At 43.3% G+C, this 20,466-nt stretch carries 19 protein-coding genes; 3 read left to right on the forward strand and 16 right to left on the reverse strand.

The window, feature by feature from the left end; translation table 11 throughout:
• Positions 1 to 37: 37 nt before the first annotated feature.
• The 7 genes from AC0VX7_RS18635 to AC0VX7_RS18665 form a co-directional block, all read right to left on the reverse strand.
• Positions 38 to 1,138, reverse strand: a complete 1,101-nt coding sequence (locus AC0VX7_RS18635) for a nicotinate phosphoribosyltransferase (protein ID WP_475425378.1) — start codon at positions 1,136 to 1,138, stop codon at positions 38 to 40.
• Between the two features lie 83 nt (positions 1,139 to 1,221).
• A complete protein-coding gene (locus AC0VX7_RS18640; RefSeq protein WP_475425379.1) occupies positions 1,222 to 4,344 on the reverse strand; it encodes a DNA translocase FtsK in 3,123 nt (1,040 codons plus the stop codon).
• A 204-nt stretch (positions 4,345 to 4,548) separates the two neighbouring features.
• Positions 4,549 to 5,343, reverse strand: coding sequence for a DUF1444 domain-containing protein (locus AC0VX7_RS18645; protein ID WP_475425380.1), 795 nt, complete (start codon positions 5,341 to 5,343; stop codon positions 4,549 to 4,551).
• Between the two features lie 89 nt (positions 5,344 to 5,432).
• A complete protein-coding gene (locus tag AC0VX7_RS18650) occupies positions 5,433 to 5,747 on the reverse strand; it encodes a thioredoxin family protein (protein ID WP_475425381.1) in 315 nt (104 codons plus the stop codon).
• 134 nt (positions 5,748 to 5,881) lie between these two features.
• Positions 5,882 to 6,385: a hypothetical protein gene (locus tag AC0VX7_RS18655; RefSeq protein ID WP_475425382.1), complete on the reverse strand. Its 504-nt coding sequence runs from the start codon at positions 6,383 to 6,385 to the stop codon at positions 5,882 to 5,884.
• 352 nt (positions 6,386 to 6,737) lie between these two features.
• A complete protein-coding gene (locus AC0VX7_RS18660) occupies positions 6,738 to 7,265 on the reverse strand; it encodes a DUF84 family protein (protein WP_475425383.1) in 528 nt (175 codons plus the stop codon).
• A 65-nt stretch (positions 7,266 to 7,330) separates the two neighbouring features.
• Positions 7,331 to 8,404, reverse strand: a complete 1,074-nt coding sequence (locus tag AC0VX7_RS18665) for a M42 family metallopeptidase (RefSeq protein ID WP_475425384.1) — start codon at positions 8,402 to 8,404, stop codon at positions 7,331 to 7,333.
• Between the two features lie 203 nt (positions 8,405 to 8,607).
• Between AC0VX7_RS18665 and AC0VX7_RS18670 the strand changes: the two genes are divergently transcribed.
• Positions 8,608 to 8,922, forward strand: coding sequence for a PepSY domain-containing protein (locus tag AC0VX7_RS18670; RefSeq protein ID WP_041964689.1), 315 nt, complete (start codon positions 8,608 to 8,610; stop codon positions 8,920 to 8,922).
• Positions 8,923 to 8,956: 34 nt separating this feature from the next.
• Here AC0VX7_RS18670 and AC0VX7_RS18675 read toward each other — a convergent pair whose 3' ends face one another.
• Positions 8,957 to 9,796 (reverse strand): YtnP family quorum-quenching lactonase, encoded by an 840-nt coding sequence (locus AC0VX7_RS18675; protein WP_475425385.1) that lies wholly within the window; start codon positions 9,794 to 9,796, stop codon positions 8,957 to 8,959.
• 391 nt (positions 9,797 to 10,187) lie between these two features.
• Positions 10,188 to 10,832: a tRNA (guanosine(46)-N7)-methyltransferase TrmB gene (trmB, locus tag AC0VX7_RS18680; protein WP_215033913.1), complete on the reverse strand. Its 645-nt coding sequence runs from the start codon at positions 10,830 to 10,832 to the stop codon at positions 10,188 to 10,190.
• Between the two features lie 158 nt (positions 10,833 to 10,990).
• Between trmB and AC0VX7_RS18685 the strand changes: the two genes are divergently transcribed.
• Positions 10,991 to 11,269 (forward strand): YtzH-like family protein, encoded by a 279-nt coding sequence (locus tag AC0VX7_RS18685; protein WP_041964692.1) that lies wholly within the window; start codon positions 10,991 to 10,993, stop codon positions 11,267 to 11,269.
• 4 nt (positions 11,270 to 11,273) lie between these two features.
• On the opposite strand, the gene AC0VX7_RS18690 is transcribed toward AC0VX7_RS18685, so the two are convergent.
• From AC0VX7_RS18690 to thpR, 5 genes are all read right to left on the reverse strand, one after another.
• Positions 11,274 to 12,047: a phosphotransferase family protein gene (locus tag AC0VX7_RS18690; protein ID WP_215033911.1), complete on the reverse strand. Its 774-nt coding sequence runs from the start codon at positions 12,045 to 12,047 to the stop codon at positions 11,274 to 11,276.
• A gap of 278 nt (positions 12,048 to 12,325) precedes the next feature.
• Positions 12,326 to 14,476 carry a type I pullulanase gene (pulA, locus tag AC0VX7_RS18695; protein ID WP_475425386.1) on the reverse strand — a complete coding sequence of 717 codons (2,151 nt, stop codon included), beginning with the start codon at positions 14,474 to 14,476 and terminating at the stop codon, positions 12,326 to 12,328.
• Complete coding sequence (locus tag AC0VX7_RS18700) at positions 14,463 to 15,443, reverse strand: diacylglycerol/lipid kinase family protein (protein ID WP_475425387.1); 981 nt, start codon at positions 15,441 to 15,443, stop codon at positions 14,463 to 14,465. The genes pulA and AC0VX7_RS18700 overlap by 14 nt, the downstream gene beginning before the upstream one ends.
• A 39-nt stretch (positions 15,444 to 15,482) precedes the next feature.
• The gene (locus AC0VX7_RS18705; RefSeq protein ID WP_475425388.1) at positions 15,483 to 16,439 is read right to left on the reverse strand and encodes an NERD domain-containing protein; all 957 of its coding nucleotides are present in this window, start codon (positions 16,437 to 16,439) and stop codon (positions 15,483 to 15,485) included.
• Positions 16,427 to 17,029: an RNA 2',3'-cyclic phosphodiesterase gene (thpR, locus tag AC0VX7_RS18710; protein ID WP_475425389.1), complete on the reverse strand. Its 603-nt coding sequence runs from the start codon at positions 17,027 to 17,029 to the stop codon at positions 16,427 to 16,429. The genes AC0VX7_RS18705 and thpR overlap by 13 nt, the downstream gene beginning before the upstream one ends.
• Before the next feature lie 221 nt (positions 17,030 to 17,250).
• Here thpR and cysK point away from each other — a divergent pair, with 221 nt between their 5' ends.
• The gene (gene cysK, locus AC0VX7_RS18715) at positions 17,251 to 18,186 is read left to right on the forward strand and encodes a cysteine synthase A (protein ID WP_475425390.1); all 936 of its coding nucleotides are present in this window, start codon (positions 17,251 to 17,253) and stop codon (positions 18,184 to 18,186) included.
• A 376-nt stretch (positions 18,187 to 18,562) separates the two neighbouring features.
• On the opposite strand, the gene speD is transcribed toward cysK, so the two are convergent.
• Complete coding sequence (gene speD / locus AC0VX7_RS18720) at positions 18,563 to 19,411, reverse strand: adenosylmethionine decarboxylase (protein ID WP_475425391.1); 849 nt, start codon at positions 19,409 to 19,411, stop codon at positions 18,563 to 18,565.
• Positions 19,412 to 19,611: 200 nt separating this feature from the next.
• Positions 19,612 to 20,466 carry a D-amino-acid transaminase gene (gene dat, locus AC0VX7_RS18725; RefSeq protein ID WP_475425392.1) on the reverse strand — a complete coding sequence of 285 codons (855 nt, stop codon included), beginning with the start codon at positions 20,464 to 20,466 and terminating at the stop codon, positions 19,612 to 19,614.

The raw sequence follows: 20,466 nt of genomic DNA on the forward strand, positions 1-20,466 counted from the left end.
AAGTACATATTCCCTTTATTAGTTGCTTTCAAACTTGTTAAAATTCTACTTTTTCAAGACGGGGATTCGGCCTGTACTTTCTGCCTGACTTCGCCTGATGTTTCCCGTTCAACATGACATTGTCACCAGTAAAACCAACTTTCAATTTTAAAAGGCTGCCGCCTACTCCATACATGTCGACTGGTACATTTTGCTTTTCAAACTCCAGGATTCTTCTTTCACTGAAACCGCCGCTCACGACAATTTTTACATGGTCAAAGCCTTCGTCATCAAGCGCTTTTCTTAGTGCAAAGATTAATTCTGCATTCACTCCGCGAGGATCAAATGTCCCAAGCAAGTGCTGGTTGCGAAGGAAATACTGGTCAATGAGGGTACGGGAAGTATCAACCCTGACGCCCTTCAGCTTTTTCCCAAATTTCCTTGCGACTTTCAATGAGTCAGTAATCGCATCATTATTATAATCAACAAGAGCGATCAAATCATCATTTGGGAAGGTTTCATGATAAGCCTGGGTTGCTGCGACGATATCGCCGTTGAACATCTGGATCAATGCATGCGGCATCGTCCCCATCCCATGCTTGCCCCACCACTCATTCATCGCATGGGTGGCCTGGGCAGTAGCGCCTCCTATATAGGCAGCATAACCATCCCCAGCCTGTGTTGTATAATGGTCGTCACGGTCTCCCATGAAAATGACCGGCTTTTGCTGGCCTGAATAGCTTGCTGCCTTTACGACATTATAAACATTCGTTGAGACAGAAGTTCTTCTTGCCAGGATGCCGTCAATGATTCCCTCTAGGTAACCAAAACTTTGGTATGGTCCTGTAATGGTCAGGACTGTTTCAAACGGGGAGATTTTATCTCCATCCTTAAGTGAATAAATCTCTAGTTCCTCAGGACGGTCAGCAAATGTTTTTACCAGTGCGATCACTTCATCTGTGCCGCACAAAACAGCTTCGTCCTTCTGGAAAAACTGCATCGTAATAGTATTGTCTTCATGATATTTCTTTACAAGCTCTCGAGTTTTTAGAAAATACACAGCTGAAAACCAGCCATCACGAATCCTTTCATCAAACTTAAATGTATGATTGGTCAGACGGCTGATTTTCCCCTGCATTTTCAATTCGATTTCTTTCATCCAAAAAGCTCCTTCAATAACAACCCAACATCTATAGTCATTTATCCTTATTATAAGTACATGCTAATAAAGAATACCATTTATTAATTGAATGTACTAGTTTCCTGGAGGGCCTCAAGATCCGCAGCAGTAATCAGGACATCCCTCGGCTTGCTGCCCTTGCCCTCTGAAATGAATCCTTGATGCTCCATCATTTCAATCAGTCTGGCCGCCCGGTTATAGCCAATTTTAAAACGGCGCTGGACGCTTGAGGTTGAAGCGCCACCCTGGTCGATGACAAATTCACATGCTTCGTAGAAAAGTTCATCTTCGTCTTCCGTCACCTGGGCCTTCTTGAGCAGTTCATCCTGTTCAAACAAGTATTGTGGATCCCGTTGCTCCCTGACAAATGCCACAATGTCATCAATCTCATTGTCGGTCACGTAGGTTCCCTGAAGACGGAAGGGCTTTGATGATCCATTTTCCAGGAACAGCATATCACCGCGGCCAAGAAGCTTTTCTGCCCCACTGATATCAATGATCGTCCTTGAATCCACCTGTGAGGAAACAGAGAAGGCAATCCTTGTAGGAACATTCGCTTTAATCAGGCCTGTAATGACATCAACGGATGGACGCTGTGTCGCGATGATCAAATGGATGCCGCAAGCCCGTGCCTTTTGGGCAATGCGACAAATAGCCTCTTCCACATCGCCTGGAGCCATCATCATCAGATCTGCCAACTCATCAATCACAATTACGATATACGGGAGCTTATCAGAAAACCTGCGATGCTTCTCGGCAAGTTCATTAAACCTGCCTATATCACGGACACCTGTATGTGCGAACAATTCATAACGGCGTTCCATTTCCTCAACTGCCCACTTCAGCGAGGCTGTCGCTGCTTTTACATCAGTGATGACCGGGCTGACAAGATGAGGAATTCGGTTATAAGGTGCTAATTCAACCATTTTCGGATCAATCAGCAGCAGCTTCACCTCATCTGGATGTGCTTTATAAAGCAGGCTGACAAGCATCGTATTGATACAGACACTCTTTCCAGATCCAGTGGCACCGGCAATCAATCCGTGAGGCATCTTTTTCAGATCAGTGACGATTGGATTTCCGGCAATATCCAGTCCCAGGGCCACTGATAACGGAGATTCAAGATCCATAAAACCTGCAGACTGTAAAATTTCACTTAACAATACCGGCCTGCTCGAATGGTTCGGCACTTCAATCCCGATTGTATGCTTTCCTGGTATTGGAGCTTCAATTCGGATATCTTTAGCAGCTAAGCTCAACTTTATATCATCTGATAGATTAGTAACTTTATTAACTTTAACGCCCGGTTCCGGCTGTACCTCAAAACGGGTAACCGATGGTCCCTGTGTCACATTGACCACCCTGGCGCCTACATTAAAATTCCTCAACGTCTCATTGAGCATATGCTCCTGCTCCGAAAGCCATTCAGGATCAGGCGCTTTGAAAACAGGCGGGCTCAAAAGTTCCAGAGGCGGGAAGTCGTATACCGCTGCCGGGTGGACTTCTGGCTGTATAGCCGCTTCTCGATCATTCGATTGGATTTCTTCTCGTTCGAACTGAGGGTTCATTTGTGCAGAAGAGGAATTCGCCACAGCCGGTTCGGCTTGGGTTTGCTCTTCGCTTTTTGATGGAACCGTTACCGGACTAACTTCAACTGATAAAGTTTCCTCCTGGTTTTCGGCACCCGACGCATCTTCTGCTACTATTAAGGTTTCCTGCTGGGCAGCTGATGGTTGTTCCTGCTGAACTGGCAGAACATCTGATGAAGTGCTGCCTGCCGACAACTCGTCTTCTAGCTCTTGATTTTTCTGGCCACTAACATCTGAAGAAGGTGCATCAACATCAGGATGAGTTTGGCGTGCACTTGTCTTTCTTCCTTCAGTCATAAAAGAAGGATATTTAGACGTGTTCCGCTCTTCCCACTTCCTCTTATCCTGCTTAAGCATAAGCACATTGAATGGAAGCTGCCTTTTTGGTTCTGCAGGCTTATCCTCTATTTTCGGTTCAGGGTCAGGACTGTGTTCTGGCTCTGATTCCTTAAAAGATTCTTCCGTTTTCGTGTTTTGGACCTTAGCAATATCAACAGGCTGAACATTTAGCTCATCCTCAATTTGTTGATAGCCGTTTACTTCGTCCTCTTCAGGGCTACTTTGAATGGCCATTGCTTCTGCCACTTCAGGGCTATTTTGAATGGCCATTGCTTCTTCCGGTCTACTTTGCATACCGGATGCTTCTGTCTCTTCCTGGTCATGTTGAAAACCGACCAATTCTGTCTTTTCGGCACCCTGCTCAAGCTCGACTTCAGTGATCGTTTCAATTCGGGAATCCACACTACTATACTCTGGTCCAGGCTCGCTATTAAAAATTCTATCGAGCGCCTCTGTTTCCAACTCTGATTGTTCTACTTGTTCATCTACTTCAGTGACCTCAAGATCCTGAGTTTCAGCAAGATTATCTTCTATGTATATATCTTGCGTTACTGCCTCATCATGACCTTCTGTTGAAACAGGAGCTTCCTTTAGATCAATAGCGTGCGACATGATATTTATGTCCGCATGCTTTATTTGTTCAACTGCACTGCTCTGACCCTTTTCAAAACCAGCCAGTTCATATTCAACATCCTCCAGGTCCGCTTGGGCCTTACTTTTTCTAGGAGGTCTGTTAAATGCATAAATCGGGGACGGAATTTCGGTTGGTTTAAAAGGCTGCCGAAATTTCGGTCCGCTGTCTTTCCGAGTTTCATAATGGAATTTCGGTGCAGATTCCACAGTTTTTTTAGGCTTGTATGGTTCAATTGGTTCTCTCGCAGAATCACGTTTGACTGTGCTCCGGGAATCCACGGTTGGCTCACGGCGTTGATTGTGGTAGGTATCACTTTCAGCTTGCCGCTCATTCTTAATCCTCAATGAACCTTGCTCTTTAATGAACGGTTTGATCTCCTTATCCTGGATGACCCTTTCTGCACGCCCTTTTGTCGGCTTGGATTTTTCAGGAACTGAATCCTCATCCGGGATCAATGGAAAACGAAACTGACCTTTTGGATATTGGTATAGTACCTTTGCTTCTATATCCCTTTTTTCATTCTGTTCTTTCTTTAATGGCTTTGAAGCAGGATGTTTTTGTTCAATATCATTAAATTCATCATCGTTTTGGAACATGGTAAAAATCTTTTTAATCCAACTCAATATAAATCACTCTTTCTTTCGCATTTCATTATTATTTTAACAGTAAATCAATATTTTTCGAGATAAAAAGAAAGAATGAGCATTTTTTACGAGAAGAAATCTTCAATAACAATCAACTTTAGGCTCAGTTATTTACAAAACATGACATCATATGTACATAAAGGAAAAAAGCCCGTTAATTCCGGGCTTTCGCTTCTTCCGCTACTATTCCTTTTTTGTTTTACCTAAAATAAAGATTGGCTCCAATTCTCCATCTTCATATAGGAAGCTTAGGGCAGTAATTGGCACTCTTCCACTCGCAAAAAAGCTCATCGTCATCTGGGCCAATATATCATAACCTGTGTTATTTTCCACATCGGCGATGATCAAAACATCTTGATGGGGAACGGCCACAGTCATGGTTCCCTTCATCTTTTTCTTCATTTCATTCAAGAAACTTGTATTCAAAATCCTGCTGGCATCATAGCCGTCATTCGAATTGAGGAAATAAAATGTGTTATCAGCCACACGGTCCTCTTTTAATTTTACGGAGAGTGAACGGACATTGAACAAAGCCGTCTCACGGACCTGGCCCGCTGACCATCCTTCTTTTTCCAAAAACTTCGAATCAATCAGCCTGTATGTAGTGCCTAAATCCAAAGCGTAATAAATCCGTGTTTCCGCGGTATGATTGTCAAAAAGGAATGGAATCCCTTCCTCGGCTTCAGATGGAAATGACGTTGAACGGATGACAGGAAAGATATTTTTTTCCTTTCCTGAAAGCTCGACCTGGCTCTCCATTGCATTCAGGCCTTCTGATACATAATAGACAACCTCATCAATCGCTTTTTCCTTTTGTTCCTGCCACTTGGCGACAATCCCAGGCAGAGCAATGGTGATTCCGCGACCCGTATTTTTATTTTCAATTCTCAACTGATCCTTTTCCCGGTCATAAGAAAAAGTCCGGTCAGGATGTTGAAGACGATTCTCAAGCTCTTTCCGCATTTTTCTGCTATCCATTGTCTTATCCCTCCATTTCTTCGGGAGTTTCTGCAACTCATTTTACATGAAATTTCCCTCCACCTCAAAAGATGGAGGGAAATGATTAATTAGGCAAGACCTTCAATAAAGTTTTCGATTTCAGCCTGTGTCTTTCTGTTCTTGCTGACAAAACGGCCAAGCTCCGTGCCGTTATCAAAAGCGACAAAACTAGGAATGCCATATACATCGAGCTGGATGCAAAGATCGATGAAATCATCACGATCCACAGAAATGAATTCGTATTCGCTGTATTTGCTTTCAATTTCAGGCAATACCGGCTCGATTACACGGCAGTCAGGGCACCAGCCAGCAGTAAATAAAAATATATGTTTACCATCGTTTTTCAACGCTTCGAACTGTTCCATTGTTTCTAAATTTTTCATAAGAAAACCTCCCGGGAAAATCTCATTGTACTTCACTTATTTTACCCATGCATTGAAAAAAAAGAAACTAATCTGATTAAAGCTTTTTGGCCACCACAAGCACTGGATAAAAAAAACGCCATCATTGAATGGCGTCATTTAATATTCACAGAGTTGGCAATTTGCATCATCGCTTCTGCGTCTTCTCTCACATTCTCAGTTTCTGTAGTCAGCTTGACGCCGCCAATCCCGACAATCAGTTGAAAATGGTTTTCTTTCAGCTCTTTTACAAGCATATAGCCAAATTTGCCATCTTTACTGAAGGTTTCATTAGCGTCCCATTCCTTCTGTTGCTTCACAGTGGAATCATAGACGACTTTACTATCTTCTTTTTCATGCTGATTATAAAAAAGAATATAGGTTTTTGAGCCATCTTTGAGCAATACATTATTAGGTGTTTCTTTTTCCACCTTCACATCCGACGGCAAGTAATAATCTATATCTTTAGTACTATTGTTTGTTTTTTCTGGTTGGCTTTCAAAAGTAGACGCAACTTCCTTTTTTATTTCAGCCTTCTGTTCGGAAAAAGAGGCAGAACAAGCGCTTAGCAGGAATAACCCCACTATAATAAGCCCAAATGCCCTTCTGAACTTTATCATACTTTTTTCCCCCTTGGTAAGGACTTAACCACTTCTTTTCTATCATACCTTTCTTGTTTGACGGGTGACAAGGCTTGTCGGGCATTTTTTGTTGGAATTTATGATATTTTTCAGAAATTTGTCGAGAAATCTTTGGTTATGGACTATTCCTGTCCTCTTTTTCCAATTTCTCACTTTTCCAGGCACCAATCGGCTGTATTAATGATAACTTTATCCACTTTTTTACTTTCTTTTGCGCCAATCGACTTTATTGGTTTACCTTCCTTCCAATTTCTTGCTTTTTCAGCCACCAACGCTCTTCATAGATTGCCCTTAAATCTAGAATCAGAGTGAACAAATAAAAAGACAGCCATTAGACTGTCTTCTTACCTTGCTCTATTTGATATTCATATTGTCCAACTAGCAATTTCATGACATGTGTGAACATTTCGCTTCTGTTGATTTGTCCATTCGTGAAGATTCCGACTGCGCCTTCGTTTTTGCGGACGTTTTGCTTTTTTGCGTATTCATCCATTACTGGACCAAGTTCTGCACCCATTAGTAACTGTTGGGCAATTTCGTCAGGGAGTGGAATCCTTGCGCCACCGGAAATGATTGGATCCATTCCTTTGGCAGCCAGAGCTCCCCAATTGCAAAGCATCAGCCCATATGGTGTTTGCTGAACGCCACCTTCGAGTCCGATGCCAATTTCAGCTTCACCCAGTTCAGCCGCTTGTATGGCCCTGTTGACTGCCCCTTTGATAGTTTCCTCATCAGACATCGGCTGTTCGCTTACACCTGATTGGGCATCGACAGAAATGATCTCGTACTCATACTCTTTAAATGCTTCTTTGACTGCATTAATTTTAGCTGGATTTTTTGAACCAACTGCAACTTGCATAACTTGTGCCACCTTTCATGCCATGAAAAAGGAGCAGTTTTACCTGCCCCTAATATCTCTTTTCATTAGCTATTATTCTTGATTGTTTCCACAGTTGTCTTATCCGCTGCTTTTACAAGATTGACGAGTAGTTCCTTGGCTGCCGCATAATCATCAACATGGATCATTGATGCTGCAGTATGGATATAGCGTGAGCAGATACCGATTACTGCGCTTGGAACGCCTTGATTGGAAGTGTGTACTCTTCCTGCATCCGTGCCACCCTGGGAAACGAAGTACTGGTAAGGAATATCATGAGTTTCAGCCATATCAAGAATGAACTCTCTCATGCCTCGGTGCGTGACCATTGAACGGTCAAGGATTCTCAACAGCGTACCCTTGCCTAACTGGCCGAATTCGTTCTTATCACCTGACATGTCATTAGCCGGACTTGCATCCAATGCGAAGAAGATGTCCGGGTCGATCATGTTCGCTGCAGTCTGCGCGCCTCTTAAGCCGACCTCTTCCTGGACGGTAGCACCTGAGTACAGCATGTTTGGCAACTGGATGTCCTTCGTTTCTTTTAAAAGCTCGATTGCCAGGCCGCAGCCATAGCGGTTATCCCAAGCTTTAGCAAGGATTTTCTTCTCATTTGCCATCGGAGTGAATGGACAGATCGGTACGATTTGCTGTCCTGGTTTGATGCCGATCTTGATGGCATCTTCTTTATCATCTGCACCGATATCAATCAGCATATTCTTAATTTCCATCGGCTTATTGCGTTTTGACTCATCCAGTAGATGAGGCGGAATTGAACCGATTACACCTGTTACCGGTCCATTGTTCGTGATGATCTGGACGCGCTGTGCCAAAAGCACCTGGCTCCACCAGCCGCCTAGTGTCTGGAATCTGATCATCCCGTTTTTCGTGATGGATGTAACCATAAAGCCAACTTCATCCATATGGCCGGCAACCATGATTTTTGGTCCGTTCGGGTCACCTTTTTTAACGCCGAACACACTGCCTAAATTATCCTGGATCAGTTCATCAGAATACTGTTCTAATTGCTCGCGCATGAATTTTCGTACTGCGTGCTCGTTTCCCGGTGCTCCAGGCAATTCTGTCAACGTTTTAAACAGGCTCAATGTTTGCTCGTTCATTTAATTTCTCCTTCTCACCAAAAATTTAGATTTACTAAAGATTATGTATTTATAGATTCCATTTTACAGAACATTCATTATCCTTGCCAGTCTTAATCCTGTCATGCACATTTTTTGTAGTATTATTTCTTTGCTACACCTGAGCGATTTGTTATGATGAAGGTAACTTGAAATTCCATATTTAACCTTGGAGGTCCTTGACTATGAACTGGAAAGCCTTTTTCATTGGCGTTGGCGCCGGCCTGGCAGGTGCGTATGCTGTAAAGGAACTTGCTTCACAAAAAGAAACCGTGTCAGCTGATAAAGTACTGAATCATGCGAAGGCAGCGTTTAAGAAATCAGGGCCAATCAGCGGCTCATGGATCAATATGACTGCCGAGCCTTATTCAATAGCCCCCCTTGATTACCAGGTATATAAAGGCGGCATCTCCCGCAATAACGATGGCAAGGTGGAACAATATGAATTCATCGCTGACGCTTCCACTGGAGCGATACTCGATGCTTATCCGTTAGATTAATATTGATTGGAATCTAGACCTGCTTAGCGCAGGTCTATTTTTTTCTCGCAATCGTATCTGTAATTTTACCGTCCTGATCGAATTTGACTGCACGATAGACCGCATCATGATAAAAAGTGAACCAAGCTTCCTTGCTGATTCCAAATTCCAGCCATTTCTGCTTGGCGAAAATCGAATCCATTGGGTAATCATCGTACGCCATCACCCAGAGAGGATTCTGGTGAGCATGAGTGGGCATGATATCAGCCATGTGAACGACTGTCATCTCTTCATCTTCAATAATTAGGATTGAATGTCCATCACTATGGCCACCAGTGTGGAGCATTTTGATTGGGCCAAATGACCATTCCTTCTCAAATGTCTCAACCTGCTGTTCAATCCCCTGCCAGTTTTCTTTCCAGTATGTACTCTTTGACCTGATATTCGGATTGCGCATCTCATCCCACTCTACCTGGGAAGTGATGATTCGCGCGTTCGGGAATACTGAAACAAGTTCCCCGTCTGAATCCTTCGTCAACCCGCAGGCATGGTCAAAATGCATGTGTGTCATCAATACGTAATCGATATCTTCTGGCTTCAAATCCAGCTTTTCCAGCTCTGAATCCAGACTTGATTCCTCGAGGACTCCAAAATTGCGTTTTTGCTTCTCATTCAATTTTCCATTACCCATGCCGCTTTCAACAAGGAAACTTTTCCCGGCGGCCTGGATTAAAATCGGATCTGTCCGCAACTCAATCTGGTTTTTGTCATTCACAGCATATTTGCGTGACCATAACGGTTTCGGGACAACCCCAAACATCGCACCGCCATCAAGATGAGTGACTCCACCGTTCAGCCACTCCAGTTTAACATTACGAAGCTCAAGCTTTTCCATCTTGCATCCCCCTTTTTTTACTTGATTGTAACACTCGGATTTTAAATTTTTAAATAATTCATCTTATTATTGCTAAAAATACAGCCATTTGTGGTGCAATTTTGCGATTTTTTGCTCCAACCTCGTAAACATGAAGCCTTAATTACAATTTTCCACCTACTCATTCGATCATTATGTTTATTTCCTAGCCTTTTTTATCCAAGACAAAATTTTATTGGCGAAGTTCACAATTTTATTGGCGATATTCACAAGTTTATTGGCGAAAATTTGATTTTATTGGCGGTTTTCACAATTTTATTGGCGAACTGGAAATTATCGTGCTTTTTTTCCAATTTAGCTGATCTTTCTTCCATGCAAAAAGCCGATCGACAAAAGCGACCGGCCACATTACTTATTTTGATTGAAATTGTACCTCACAGCGATAAATGCGGCTGCCGCGTGAGGAGAATTTCTCTTCGTATTCAGTCATAACATTGCCTTCGAAGTCACTGTTGTGAAGATCGAGGCTGACATAGTTAAGCTTCATGCCATAATGCGAGAAGCTGACAAGGGAGTACTCGAACAATCCCTGGTTGTCTGTCTTGAAGTGGATCTCTCCATTTTTGACAAGAATCGATTCGTAGACTTCAAGGAAAGACTTGAATGTCAGTCTTCTTTTTTCGTGGCGTGTCTTTGGCCATGGATCAGAGAAGTTCAAGTAAACGCGGCTGACATCTCCGCTTTCAAAGTACTTTGCAAGCTCTGCACCATTTACGTTCATCAGTTTGCAGTTTGGCAAATCTTCTTCAATCAGCTTGTCCAGTGCGCTGACGATGACGCTTTCCTGCAATTCAATGCCAATATAGTTAATGTCCGGGTTGGCTTTTGCCATTCCAGTGATAAACTGGCCTTTTCCGGTCCCAATCTCAATGTGGAGGGGCTGATCCTTCTCAAAAACTTGACCCCATTTTCCACGGTGCTGTTCCGGTTCGTGGATAACAAAATTTGAATACTCACGTAATTTATCTTTAGCCCATGGCTTGTTTCTTAGTCTCATACTGACACCTCTGTACTATTTTCATTCGTTTCAAACAATATCATGCAACCCATATGTTTTCAAGATGAAATTTATCCTGGCTGGCAGCTCGATGCATAAACACAAAAAGGAATCCACAATCTATATGTGAATTCCTTTAAAACGAAAGGGTGATCATCGTGCCTTTAAGCCACCATGACCAGGTAAATTTATTAAAGGATATATTAAGCAACCAGCAAACTGACTGCTGCGGTTCGGTTGCGGAGTATCAACAGTTGGAACGCCTGATCAAATCGCTGATGGTCAACACAAATGTTGACGGCAACATCAAATCGATTCTTCAGGATGTTTATCAGTATAGCCAAAATGGCGTAAATGCCTCTGACTTGGAACAGCATATCCAGACAAACCAGGGTCAGCTGTCGCAATGGGTAAATGATATCGGTCAGTTCTCATAAAAATTTAAATAAGTGCTTTTAAAAAATCAATCCATTTGTCCATTTCGGGAATGCGATTCTGGTTTTTATGCCATTGGATTGCTGAAAGTGATTGTGCAAGTGCATACCATTTCATTCGGTGCTTAAGATTTTCGGTCAGGATGATGCCGTATTTATCCAGCCATTCCTCCCATTCCTCTTCCGGTATATAAGAATACAGAAGAAGTCCAAGGTCGATGGCAGGGTCGGCAATCATTGCTCCATCCCAGTCAATTAAATACAACTGGTTGTCTTCAGTAAGCAGCCAGTTGTTATGATTTACATCACAATGGCAGACGACCTTCTCGTCCACATCAATATTGCCAACGTTTACAGTTAAAAACTTCAATGAATCTATGACAGCTTGCTTCGTGCGAAGCTCCTCATCCAATTCCTCATTCAGCGCTGAAAGGAACATCTCGGGTTTCAGCGGGCTTTTTCCCAGCCTGGTAAGCATCCCAAGAAGCGGTTCAGAAGCATGGATTTTCTTCAACAGCTTGGCCACACGGTCGTTGTTCATATCCCCGGGCTTTAGCTCTCGTCCATTCATCCATTGCTGTGCCGTAATGACATCTCCGTTTTCTAACCTTTTCGTCCAAACAAGCTTGGGTACAATTCCTTCTGCGGAGAGAACAGCAAGAAAAGGGGATGAATTACGTTTTAGAAACAGCCTTTGTTCTTCATGCTGCGCAAAATAAGCGGCACCGGTTGCACCACCTGCAGGAACGATCTCCCAATCCTGTCCAAATAAATGTTCCAAAGTTAGTCACCTTCATTTATCACTATTTCCCTTATGTTAAAAACCGGAAATGGATTCTAATCTTAATTCGCTGTTGTTATTATTATCGGAAATAAAAAGACAGCTATTGATAGAAAAATTCACACACAATAGCTATCCTATAAATTTTATCCCCTAGAGGCTTCGTACGTCAACCCCATGGAACCTAAATTAATATTGTGAAAAAGTTATCAAAAGAAAAGCAGAAGCCCTTTGATGAGTATCTATCAGGGTAAAACACTGGACCATTCAGTGTCTAACTATTTTGCCAGCACAAACAGCGAGCATGGCTCGAGGAGCACCTTATCTCCTTCTATATGGCGAAATGGCTGTGCTGAAGCCTTTTCATGGTCAGCAAGGACACTCCATCTCGCATCTTCTGTTAGTTCCACAAGCTGCTGATCCATTGATGGGTTTATGAATACGAGAATTTTTTCCCAATGTCCACTTTGTTTTATTTCTTTCAGCGAAAATCCGATCAACGGTGCTGGTAATGAGAAAAATTCCATTTGCCTGCGGATTTGTTCACTGTCAGGAAGCCGGAAAGCTTCGTTTGATTTTCGTATATCGATGATTCCTTTGATGTATTGGACATTTTCCATGTTGGCATCACGAAGGTCCCAATCCAGCCAGTTTATTTCATCGGGAGAGCGGTAGCTGTTGCCAATTCCTTTTTTCGACCTGAAAAATTCCTGGCCGCTGTGCAGAAATGGTATTCCCTGGGCCAGTAATACCATCGAAGTAGCCAGCCTGTGCTGCTTTTTTAAAATAGCTTCATCCTGGTCAGGGTCACTTATTTTCAGCTTATCCCACAATGTATGGTTATCATGCGATTCAATGTAATTCACGGATTGTCCCGGCTGCAAAAACAGGCCATGTTTCCGCTTACCAATTCCAATGCTGCCAGCCATCACCTGTTTTGCAGCTTCCAGGTAGCGATCATTCCCTAATGCGTAGCCTTTATCATAAATGTTAAAAGTGCTGCCTTTAATGGAATCGCGGAACCAATCATTGAACTGGCCTATTCCTTGCAGCTTTGCCTGGTTTGAAATATTGCCCTTCCGATCAGGCGGCAGAGGTGTATTCAAATCCCAGCCTTCCCCTATGATCAAAATGTCAGGACTCACGCTATTCACCGAATTCCTGATAGCAGCCATTGTCTCGATATCCAAAATACCCATCAAATCGAAGCGGAAGCCATCGACATGATATTCTTTCAGCCAATACATGACAGAGTCAACGATGTACTTTCTTGCCATCAGCCTTTCGGAGGCGATATCGTTCCCCACTCCGGTACCATTTGAAGGAAGGCCATGTGCATCGTGGCGAAAAAAGTAACCTGGAACAATTTTTTCAAAAGAAGAGTCCTCACGAATGTAGACATGATTATAGACCACATCCATAATGACACCCAGTCCCTGGCTATGGATCGCAGAAATCAACTGTTTAAGCTCGATGATCCGATTATAAGGATCCCCGGGTTCAGAAGCATAGCTCCCATCAGGGACATTATAGTGAACGGGATTATACCCCCAGTTATAGTCCCTGGCCCGATCCAGTTCGTCTACTCCTTCGAAATCGTGAACTGGCAGGAGTTCTATATGTGTGACACCGAGATTTTTAATGTAGGAAAGCCCGGTCTCCATTCCGATTGCGCTTTTTGTTCCCGTTTCCGCTGCACCCAGGTATGTTCCCTTCCTTACAGCTCCACTGTTCGGGTGCATCGTCAGGTCCCTGATATGAGCTTCATAGATGATAGCATCAACCGGCCATTTTAATTTCGGGGCATCAATTTCGGCTGCCTTTGTTTTTGCCGGATCGATCACGACGCCATATTCACCATTGACCGTTAATGCCGTTGCATAAGGATCAACAGCTTCTCTCCACTCAAGATTGATACATACCAGGAACGAATAGCGGTAAAGCTGCAAATTCCGGGCTACCTCTATGCTCCATACGCCCTTATCAATCCTAGTCATATCGATCAGCTCGGGGTTTTGGTCACCTTCCTTGAAAAGCCTGAGCTTTATTTTTGTAGCGGTAGGAGCCCATAACTTGAAAAGAGCTTTTTCAGGTGTGTAGCTGACACCAAGATCATCGCCACCGTAAAAAAATAATGAGTCAAATTCTTCTGTTCGGATGACTGCTCCGATTTGCAGATCCGTTTGACCGCCATGATCATCCAAAATTTCGTATGTTTTGCCGATCTCAGGCCTGATACTCGAAAAGCAAATGTATTTTACTACATCCTCCAGCAATACCTTCTCCTGGATTGCCAATGGCAAATCAACGCCTTCTCCTTTTAGGCGGAACTCATTTGAGGTTCCTTCAAAATATGCATAAGGAAGCAATACAGTAATAACATTCACTTGATCAAGATAGGCGTTAAATTCCCTTTCAATGGCAATCATTCATTTTCAACTCCTCGGTATGCCCTGGATTGTTTTTACCAGATAGAATTTTCAAGACTTTTGGACACGCCTGGACTTTCAGCGGTGTATGTCCGATCGCTTCACCATCTGCATGGGCTAGAACTTCATCGGTTGATTCAATGGTGATCGATTTGCCGGTAAACTGCTCAACCTCCTGGAACATTGTATGCTTTCCCCAGAAGACGCTGACGAAAACCAATAACAGCTTCAATCTCGAGATCCGGTGCACGACAGTGATATCGAGAATTCCGTCATCCGGGAGAGCAGCAGGGGCAATCTTCATGCCACCTCCGTAGTATGGCTGGTTCGAAATCGTGACAAACCAGGCGTTGCTGTATTTGTACACTATGCCATCAATCGTCACATCTATTGGAATCGTTCTGAATGTAAGCAGTTTTTTGACAAGAATATATACATAGACCAGCCTGCCCAGTGAAAAACGGTTCAGTAACTGTTTCATCCTGGACTCATTTGAATCCTTCGCGACAGCAGCATCAAAGCCTACTCCCATATTATTCATAAAATAGGTTTCCTGTAATTCTTTGTGCTGAATTTTTCCGATATCGATTTCGGTAGTGTGGCATTTGCTTTTATCAACAATCAAACTTAAAGCATCTACTGACTTTTTCGGTATTGCAAAGCCTCTTGAAAAATCATTCCCTGACCCGCCGGGAATGAACCCGACAATTACGTTTGAATAGGATGCGACGCCGTTTACCACTTCATGCAGTGTACCGTCCCCTCCGACTGCCGCAATAACTGCGGGTGTGCCGTCAGCCTTACGGGAAATTGCCTCCGCAAGCTCTTGCGCATGCCCGGGGTACTCTGTAAAAAATGCAAGATACGGTATTTCAAGACTCCCCAGCTCTATCTCTATGTTTCTCCAAATCTCCCGGCAGCTCCCGTTTTTCGCATTGGGGTTGACGATAAAATAGATCTTCTCCATATGATCAACCTTTATCTATTTATTAGGTTTTTAAATTTTTCATTCGCTCTTAGGGTTGTTTTCCCACTCGAGCCTTCTGACGGATGTTGTCTGGCAGTATTGCAGAAGAACCTGTGCTGCTTTTAATTGCATATGCTTCAATGGAGATTTCATGCCTCTCAGGGACATGAACCATTCCTCAAAATTACGTTTTTCAATGAATTGCACGCCATAAGGCTGGAGTGGATAGTCAAAGAATCCATTCCTGCTGATCAGCAGCTTTCGCACAGGAAGATCGACACCGTACATGTCAAATAGAGTCTTGACGATTTTCTCTGTCCGATTTAGAGCAATCAACGGATTAAGGATTTTCTTTTCCTTATTTCTCGTTTTCTTGATCCAGAAGCGGTCTTTTGACCCGACATAAGCAGCATCCTCTTCGGCTTCGATGAACGAAATGCACATGGCTGCAGCAGGAGTGATGATGATTAGCTCCGCCTCGACCGGCGCTTTTTTTAATAAAAATATAGGTTTATATAAAATGAGGAAGGTATCAGGAAATCGTTGCAGCAAAAATTTTAATGTCGGATCACTGTTGTATTCTTTTTCGATAAATGATCTTTCCGTCAATGTCGAGCTGGCCCATTTCAGCTGGAATGGCAGCAGTCCGTCGAGGAAATGTTGTTTTAGTTCTTCGATTGTTTTTATGTTAGTGATTGAATTCAAAGAACCAGCGTCCATCAAGTTGTCCTGGTCTTCCTGGTTCTCAGGAACACTCTCCTCATACACTGGCTCAGGCTGTCGCACGATGCCTTTGAGCTTATGAAGGATATTATTGGGCTGCTCTGCCTGTTGTGGATTAATGAAGCCTTCAATATTTTGGTCAGGACCGTTTTCCCATTTATCCTTAATGCCCTCCCATTGCTTTTTCTTCAGGCGGACATATCTTGAGGGGTAAAGGTAAATGTCCTGGGCATAGCGTGATACATAGTCTTGAAGCTTGATTAATTGTGCCATAGATTGACCTGCCTTAATTCCTGCTTAGCAAGCGGGAATAGTGTAATTGGTTCATATTTTGGACTTTTCCCCAAATGAGTCTTGTACAAAACGACCCTCTCGGCATGAAAAGTTAATTCTTTTTTAAATGGGTTCATTGCCTCAAGCTGGTCAGCGGTGAAAGCTTCCTCGCCGACCCATTTCCTGGCGATGGTGATATGAGGACTGAACGGGCGTGTTTCAAGGGTAAAACCTGAGTCTACGCATGCAGTAAACACAGCATCTCTAACATCATTCAATTCTGCGGATTCTTCTAGCCCCGCCCAAAAAATCCTTGGAGAGTCCTTTCGGCCGAAAATGCCTAAATGATCGATTTCCATTTTAAATGATGCTTCGTTATTTAGTGATGCCTTAATCACTTCATTGGCAGCCTGTATTTTAGCTTCAGGTGCATTTCCAAGGAATGCGAGCGTAATATGTAAATCCTGTGGATGTACCCAGGTTTTGAAAGGCAATTCACCTTGCAGGCTGTGGATTTTGCCTTTCAGGATTTCTTTTGTCTCCCCAGGAAGCTCGAGAGCATAGAAATATTGTGTTTGCTGACCCGTCAATCAAATACACCCTTTCTTGTCCACTTGAATTTATTGTAGCAAATGGTTTGTAATATTGGCAGAATTTCCTTATGAACATTTCTAATCCCCACAAGTTGATAGGAATAGTCTTTTTTTATATGATAAGAAGAAGCTAACATTATTTTTCAGTTGCTTATCATCAATTATTCACTTAAATGGAAATACTAAAGCAGGTCGATATCGATCAAGGAGGCTATCACATGAGAGTCGTTAACAATATTGCTTCATTAATTGGAGAAACACCGCTTGTAAAATTGAACAGGCTGGCACCTGAGAACGGGGCAGCGGTTTACTTAAAGCTTGAATACTTCAACCCTAGCAAAAGTGTAAAAGACAGGGCAGCATTCAATATGATTGTTTCAGCCGAAAATGAAGGAAAGCTGAAACCTGGTGCTACAATCATTGAGCCCACAAGCGGCAATACCGGCATTGGCCTGGCCATGAACGCTGCGGCAAGAGGCTATAAAGCGATTCTTGTCATGCCAGACACGATGACAGAAGAGAGAATCAATCTGTTAAAAGCGTATGGAGCAGAAGTCGTGCTGACACCTGGCGACGAAAAAATGCCTGGTGCGATCAAAAAGGCGGAAGAGTTGGTAAAGGAGATTCCTAACAGCTTTATGCCGATGCAGTTTGAAAATGGAGCGAACCCTGACGCACACAGGCAAACAACAGCAAGAGAGATCATCGAGGCGATGGAGGAACTGAAAAAGCCGCTCAGCGCGTTCGTGGCAACAGCAGGGACTGGCGGGACAATCACCGGTACAGGCGAAGCTCTTAAAGAAGCGTATTCTGACCTGGCAGTACACGTTGTTGAGCCCGCCGGATCGCCAGTGCTCTCCGGCGGCAAGCCCGGGAAGCATAAACTGGTCGGCACAAGTCCAGGCTTCATCCCTAAAATCCTCAATCAGGATGTATATGAAAAGATCCATAAAATTGAGGATGAAGATGCATATGTAACGGCACGAAGACTGGCCAAAGAAGAAGGCATCCTAGTCGGTCCGTCATCTGGAGCCGCCTGCTTCGCCGCCATCAATGTCGCCAAGGACCTAAAGCCGGATGAAGTCGTCATCTGCATTGCCTGTGACACAGGTGAAAGATACCTCTCAAGCGATTTATTCAGGTTTGAGGATTAGTCATGAAAAGGACTCGCCATGTATTTGGCGAGTTTTTTTATATAGGAGGAGAATCGAACCTTCACGGCGTTTTGGGTACCCTTATGGGCTGGAGTTCTCTTGCATAAGGGTACCTTTCTAGCTTAATAGTACCCTTATGGGACGAGATTCTCTTGCATAAGGGTACCTTTCTGGCTTAATAGTACCCTTATGTAACGGAGTTCTCTTGCATAAGGGTACCTTTCTGGCTTAATAGTACCCTTATGGGACGGGCTTCTCTTGCATAAGGGTATCTTTCGGGAGCTTGCCATTCTTTCTGTTGCAACAAAAAACTGCAGACAAACGGTAGTTTATCTGCAGTCTGAAACATGTGTCAGCCACACGCCTTTTTTACTCGCTATTTTTCCATCTCTTCTTCTTCATCCTCAAATATCGTTCCCGAATGGAGCGTCACCCCTGATACGATTTCTTCCATCTCAGCCTGAAGTCTTTCGGTGATCTCTTCTCGTTCTTCAGGAGATAGAGATTCCTTCGTATAACCGAAAAGATAATTATCCAAATCAAATTCCCTAAGCTTACACTTGGTGTGGTAGATATTTTCCTGATAAACATTGACATCGACCATGTCGAATTGATTTTTAATATTTTCTGGGATATAGTTTTGTATCGAACTAATATCATGGTCGATGAAAAGTTTGTTGCCATCCTTATCTCGTGTAAATCCCCTTACCCTATAATCGATTGTCATGACATCGGTTTCGAATGAATGGATCAAATAATGCAGTGCCTTCAGCGGCGAGATTTCTCCGCATGTGGATACATCTATATCTGCCCTGAACGTACTGATTCCTTCGTCCGGGTGGAATTCTGGATACGTATGGACCGTGATATGGCTTTTATCCAGCTGTAAGACGACATTGTCAGGCAGCGGGCCTGGCGACTCGTCATACGCTTCATCAGGCACCTCGACGACCGGTCCTTCAGAAACAAGAATGGTCACACTTGCACCCTGCGGTACATAGTCCTGCTTGGCCACATTCAATACATGGGCACCAATAATATCTGAAACGTGAGTAAGGATCTTAGTAAGCCTGTCGGCGTTATACTGTTCATCAATATAATCAAGATAAGCTTCTCGCTCTTCTTTTGTCTTTGTATAACAAATGTCATACATATTAAAACTTAATGATTTCGTCAGATTATTGAATCCATGCAATTCAATATGCTGTTCAGAAGTAATCTTCATTTCTGTTCCCCCTGTTCGGTATTCTGCTGTAGTTTGTCTAAGTATGAACAAAAGCAGGTATCCTGATGATTTAAATATTTTTATGATACCCATTCCTGCCAGGAAAAAACAAAGCAAGCGTTAAAACCTTAAGGTGGAATTATCAGCAGTCTCTTTTTTTAAAAAAAATAACCCGCAGCTGTATAGCCGCAGGTTAGAATTTATAAATTGCCGCACTGGCGTTCAATTTTCGCTTTAAAAAGGTTTTGCAGGTTCCTGGTGACAGGACCTGGCCCCCCATTTCCTACAGGCTTCCCGTCGACTTCAACAATCGGCATGACTTCGACTGTTGTTCCAGATGAAAACACTTCATCAGCCGATGACAATTCATCAAGAGTGAATGCACGTTCTTCAAAATCAATACTCTCATTGCTGCAAATCTCCAGCACCTTTTGTCTGGTGATTCCATTGAGGATGAAATTGTCTGCCTGGTGTGTGATGATTACGCCGTCCTTTACAATCGAGATGTTGGAATGGCTTCCCTCAGTTACAGTTTCTCCTCGATGAAGGATTGCTTCAAAACAACCTGCCTCTGCTGCCTTTTGCTTTGATAACAGATTACCAAGCAAATTCAAGCTTTTAATGTCACAGCGAAGCCAGCGGATGTCTTCATCAAGGATCGTCCTGACTCCTTTTTCCATGGATTCCACAGGGCGTGCCACCTTGCGCGTGTACGCGACAAAGGTTGGCGCCACATCATCGGCAGGGAAAACATGGTTGCGAGGTGAAGTCCCTCTTGTAAATTGCATATAAACAATACCAGTGTCTAATTCATTTTTCGCAATCAGCTCTTCCATTTTGGACTCAAGCTCCTCAGGACTGTAAGGAAGCTTCATCCTGATTTTTTCTGCGCTTTCCACCAGTCGCTGAAGATGCTCTTTTCCGGTGAACATCTTTCCGTTATATACCCGGATGACTTCATATACACCATCGCCAAATTGATAGCCTCTGTCCTCAATGTCTACCTTGGCGACCGTCCGGTCAAGAACTTCGCCATCTACAATTACATATTCCAT

Source organism: Mesobacillus sp. QJM3NY_10 (genome assembly GCF_056173465.1).

Coding starts and splice junctions, on each gene's coding strand:
- AC0VX7_RS18635 (WP_475425378.1), bottom strand. CDS start 1,138: ATGAAAGAAATCGAATTGAAAATGCAGGGGAAAATCAGCCGTCTGACC.
- AC0VX7_RS18645 (WP_475425380.1), bottom strand. CDS start 5,343: ATGGATAGCAGAAAAATGCGGAAAGAGCTTGAGAATCGTCTTCAACAT.
- AC0VX7_RS18650 (WP_475425381.1), bottom strand. CDS start 5,747: ATGAAAAATTTAGAAACAATGGAACAGTTCGAAGCGTTGAAAAACGAT.
- AC0VX7_RS18655 (WP_475425382.1), bottom strand. CDS start 6,385: ATGATAAAGTTCAGAAGGGCATTTGGGCTTATTATAGTGGGGTTATTC.
- AC0VX7_RS18660 (WP_475425383.1), bottom strand. CDS start 7,265: ATGCAAGTTGCAGTTGGTTCAAAAAATCCAGCTAAAATTAATGCAGTC.
- AC0VX7_RS18665 (WP_475425384.1), bottom strand. CDS start 8,404: ATGAACGAGCAAACATTGAGCCTGTTTAAAACGTTGACAGAATTGCCT.
- AC0VX7_RS18670 (WP_041964689.1), top strand. CDS start 8,608: ATGAACTGGAAAGCCTTTTTCATTGGCGTTGGCGCCGGCCTGGCAGGT.
- AC0VX7_RS18675 (WP_475425385.1), bottom strand. CDS start 9,796: ATGGAAAAGCTTGAGCTTCGTAATGTTAAACTGGAGTGGCTGAACGGT.
- trmB (WP_215033913.1), bottom strand. CDS start 10,832: ATGAGACTAAGAAACAAGCCATGGGCTAAAGATAAATTACGTGAGTAT.
- pulA (WP_475425386.1), bottom strand. CDS start 14,476: ATGATTGCCATTGAAAGGGAATTTAACGCCTATCTTGATCAAGTGAAT.
- AC0VX7_RS18700 (WP_475425387.1), bottom strand. CDS start 15,443: ATGGAGAAGATCTATTTTATCGTCAACCCCAATGCGAAAAACGGGAGC.
- AC0VX7_RS18705 (WP_475425388.1), bottom strand. CDS start 16,439: ATGGCACAATTAATCAAGCTTCAAGACTATGTATCACGCTATGCCCAG.
- cysK (WP_475425390.1), top strand. CDS start 17,251: ATGAGAGTCGTTAACAATATTGCTTCATTAATTGGAGAAACACCGCTT.
- speD (WP_475425391.1), bottom strand. CDS start 19,411: ATGAAGATTACTTCTGAACAGCATATTGAATTGCATGGATTCAATAAT.
- dat (WP_475425392.1), bottom strand. CDS start 20,466: ATGGAATATGTAATTGTAGATGGCGAAGTTCTTGACCGGACGGTCGCC.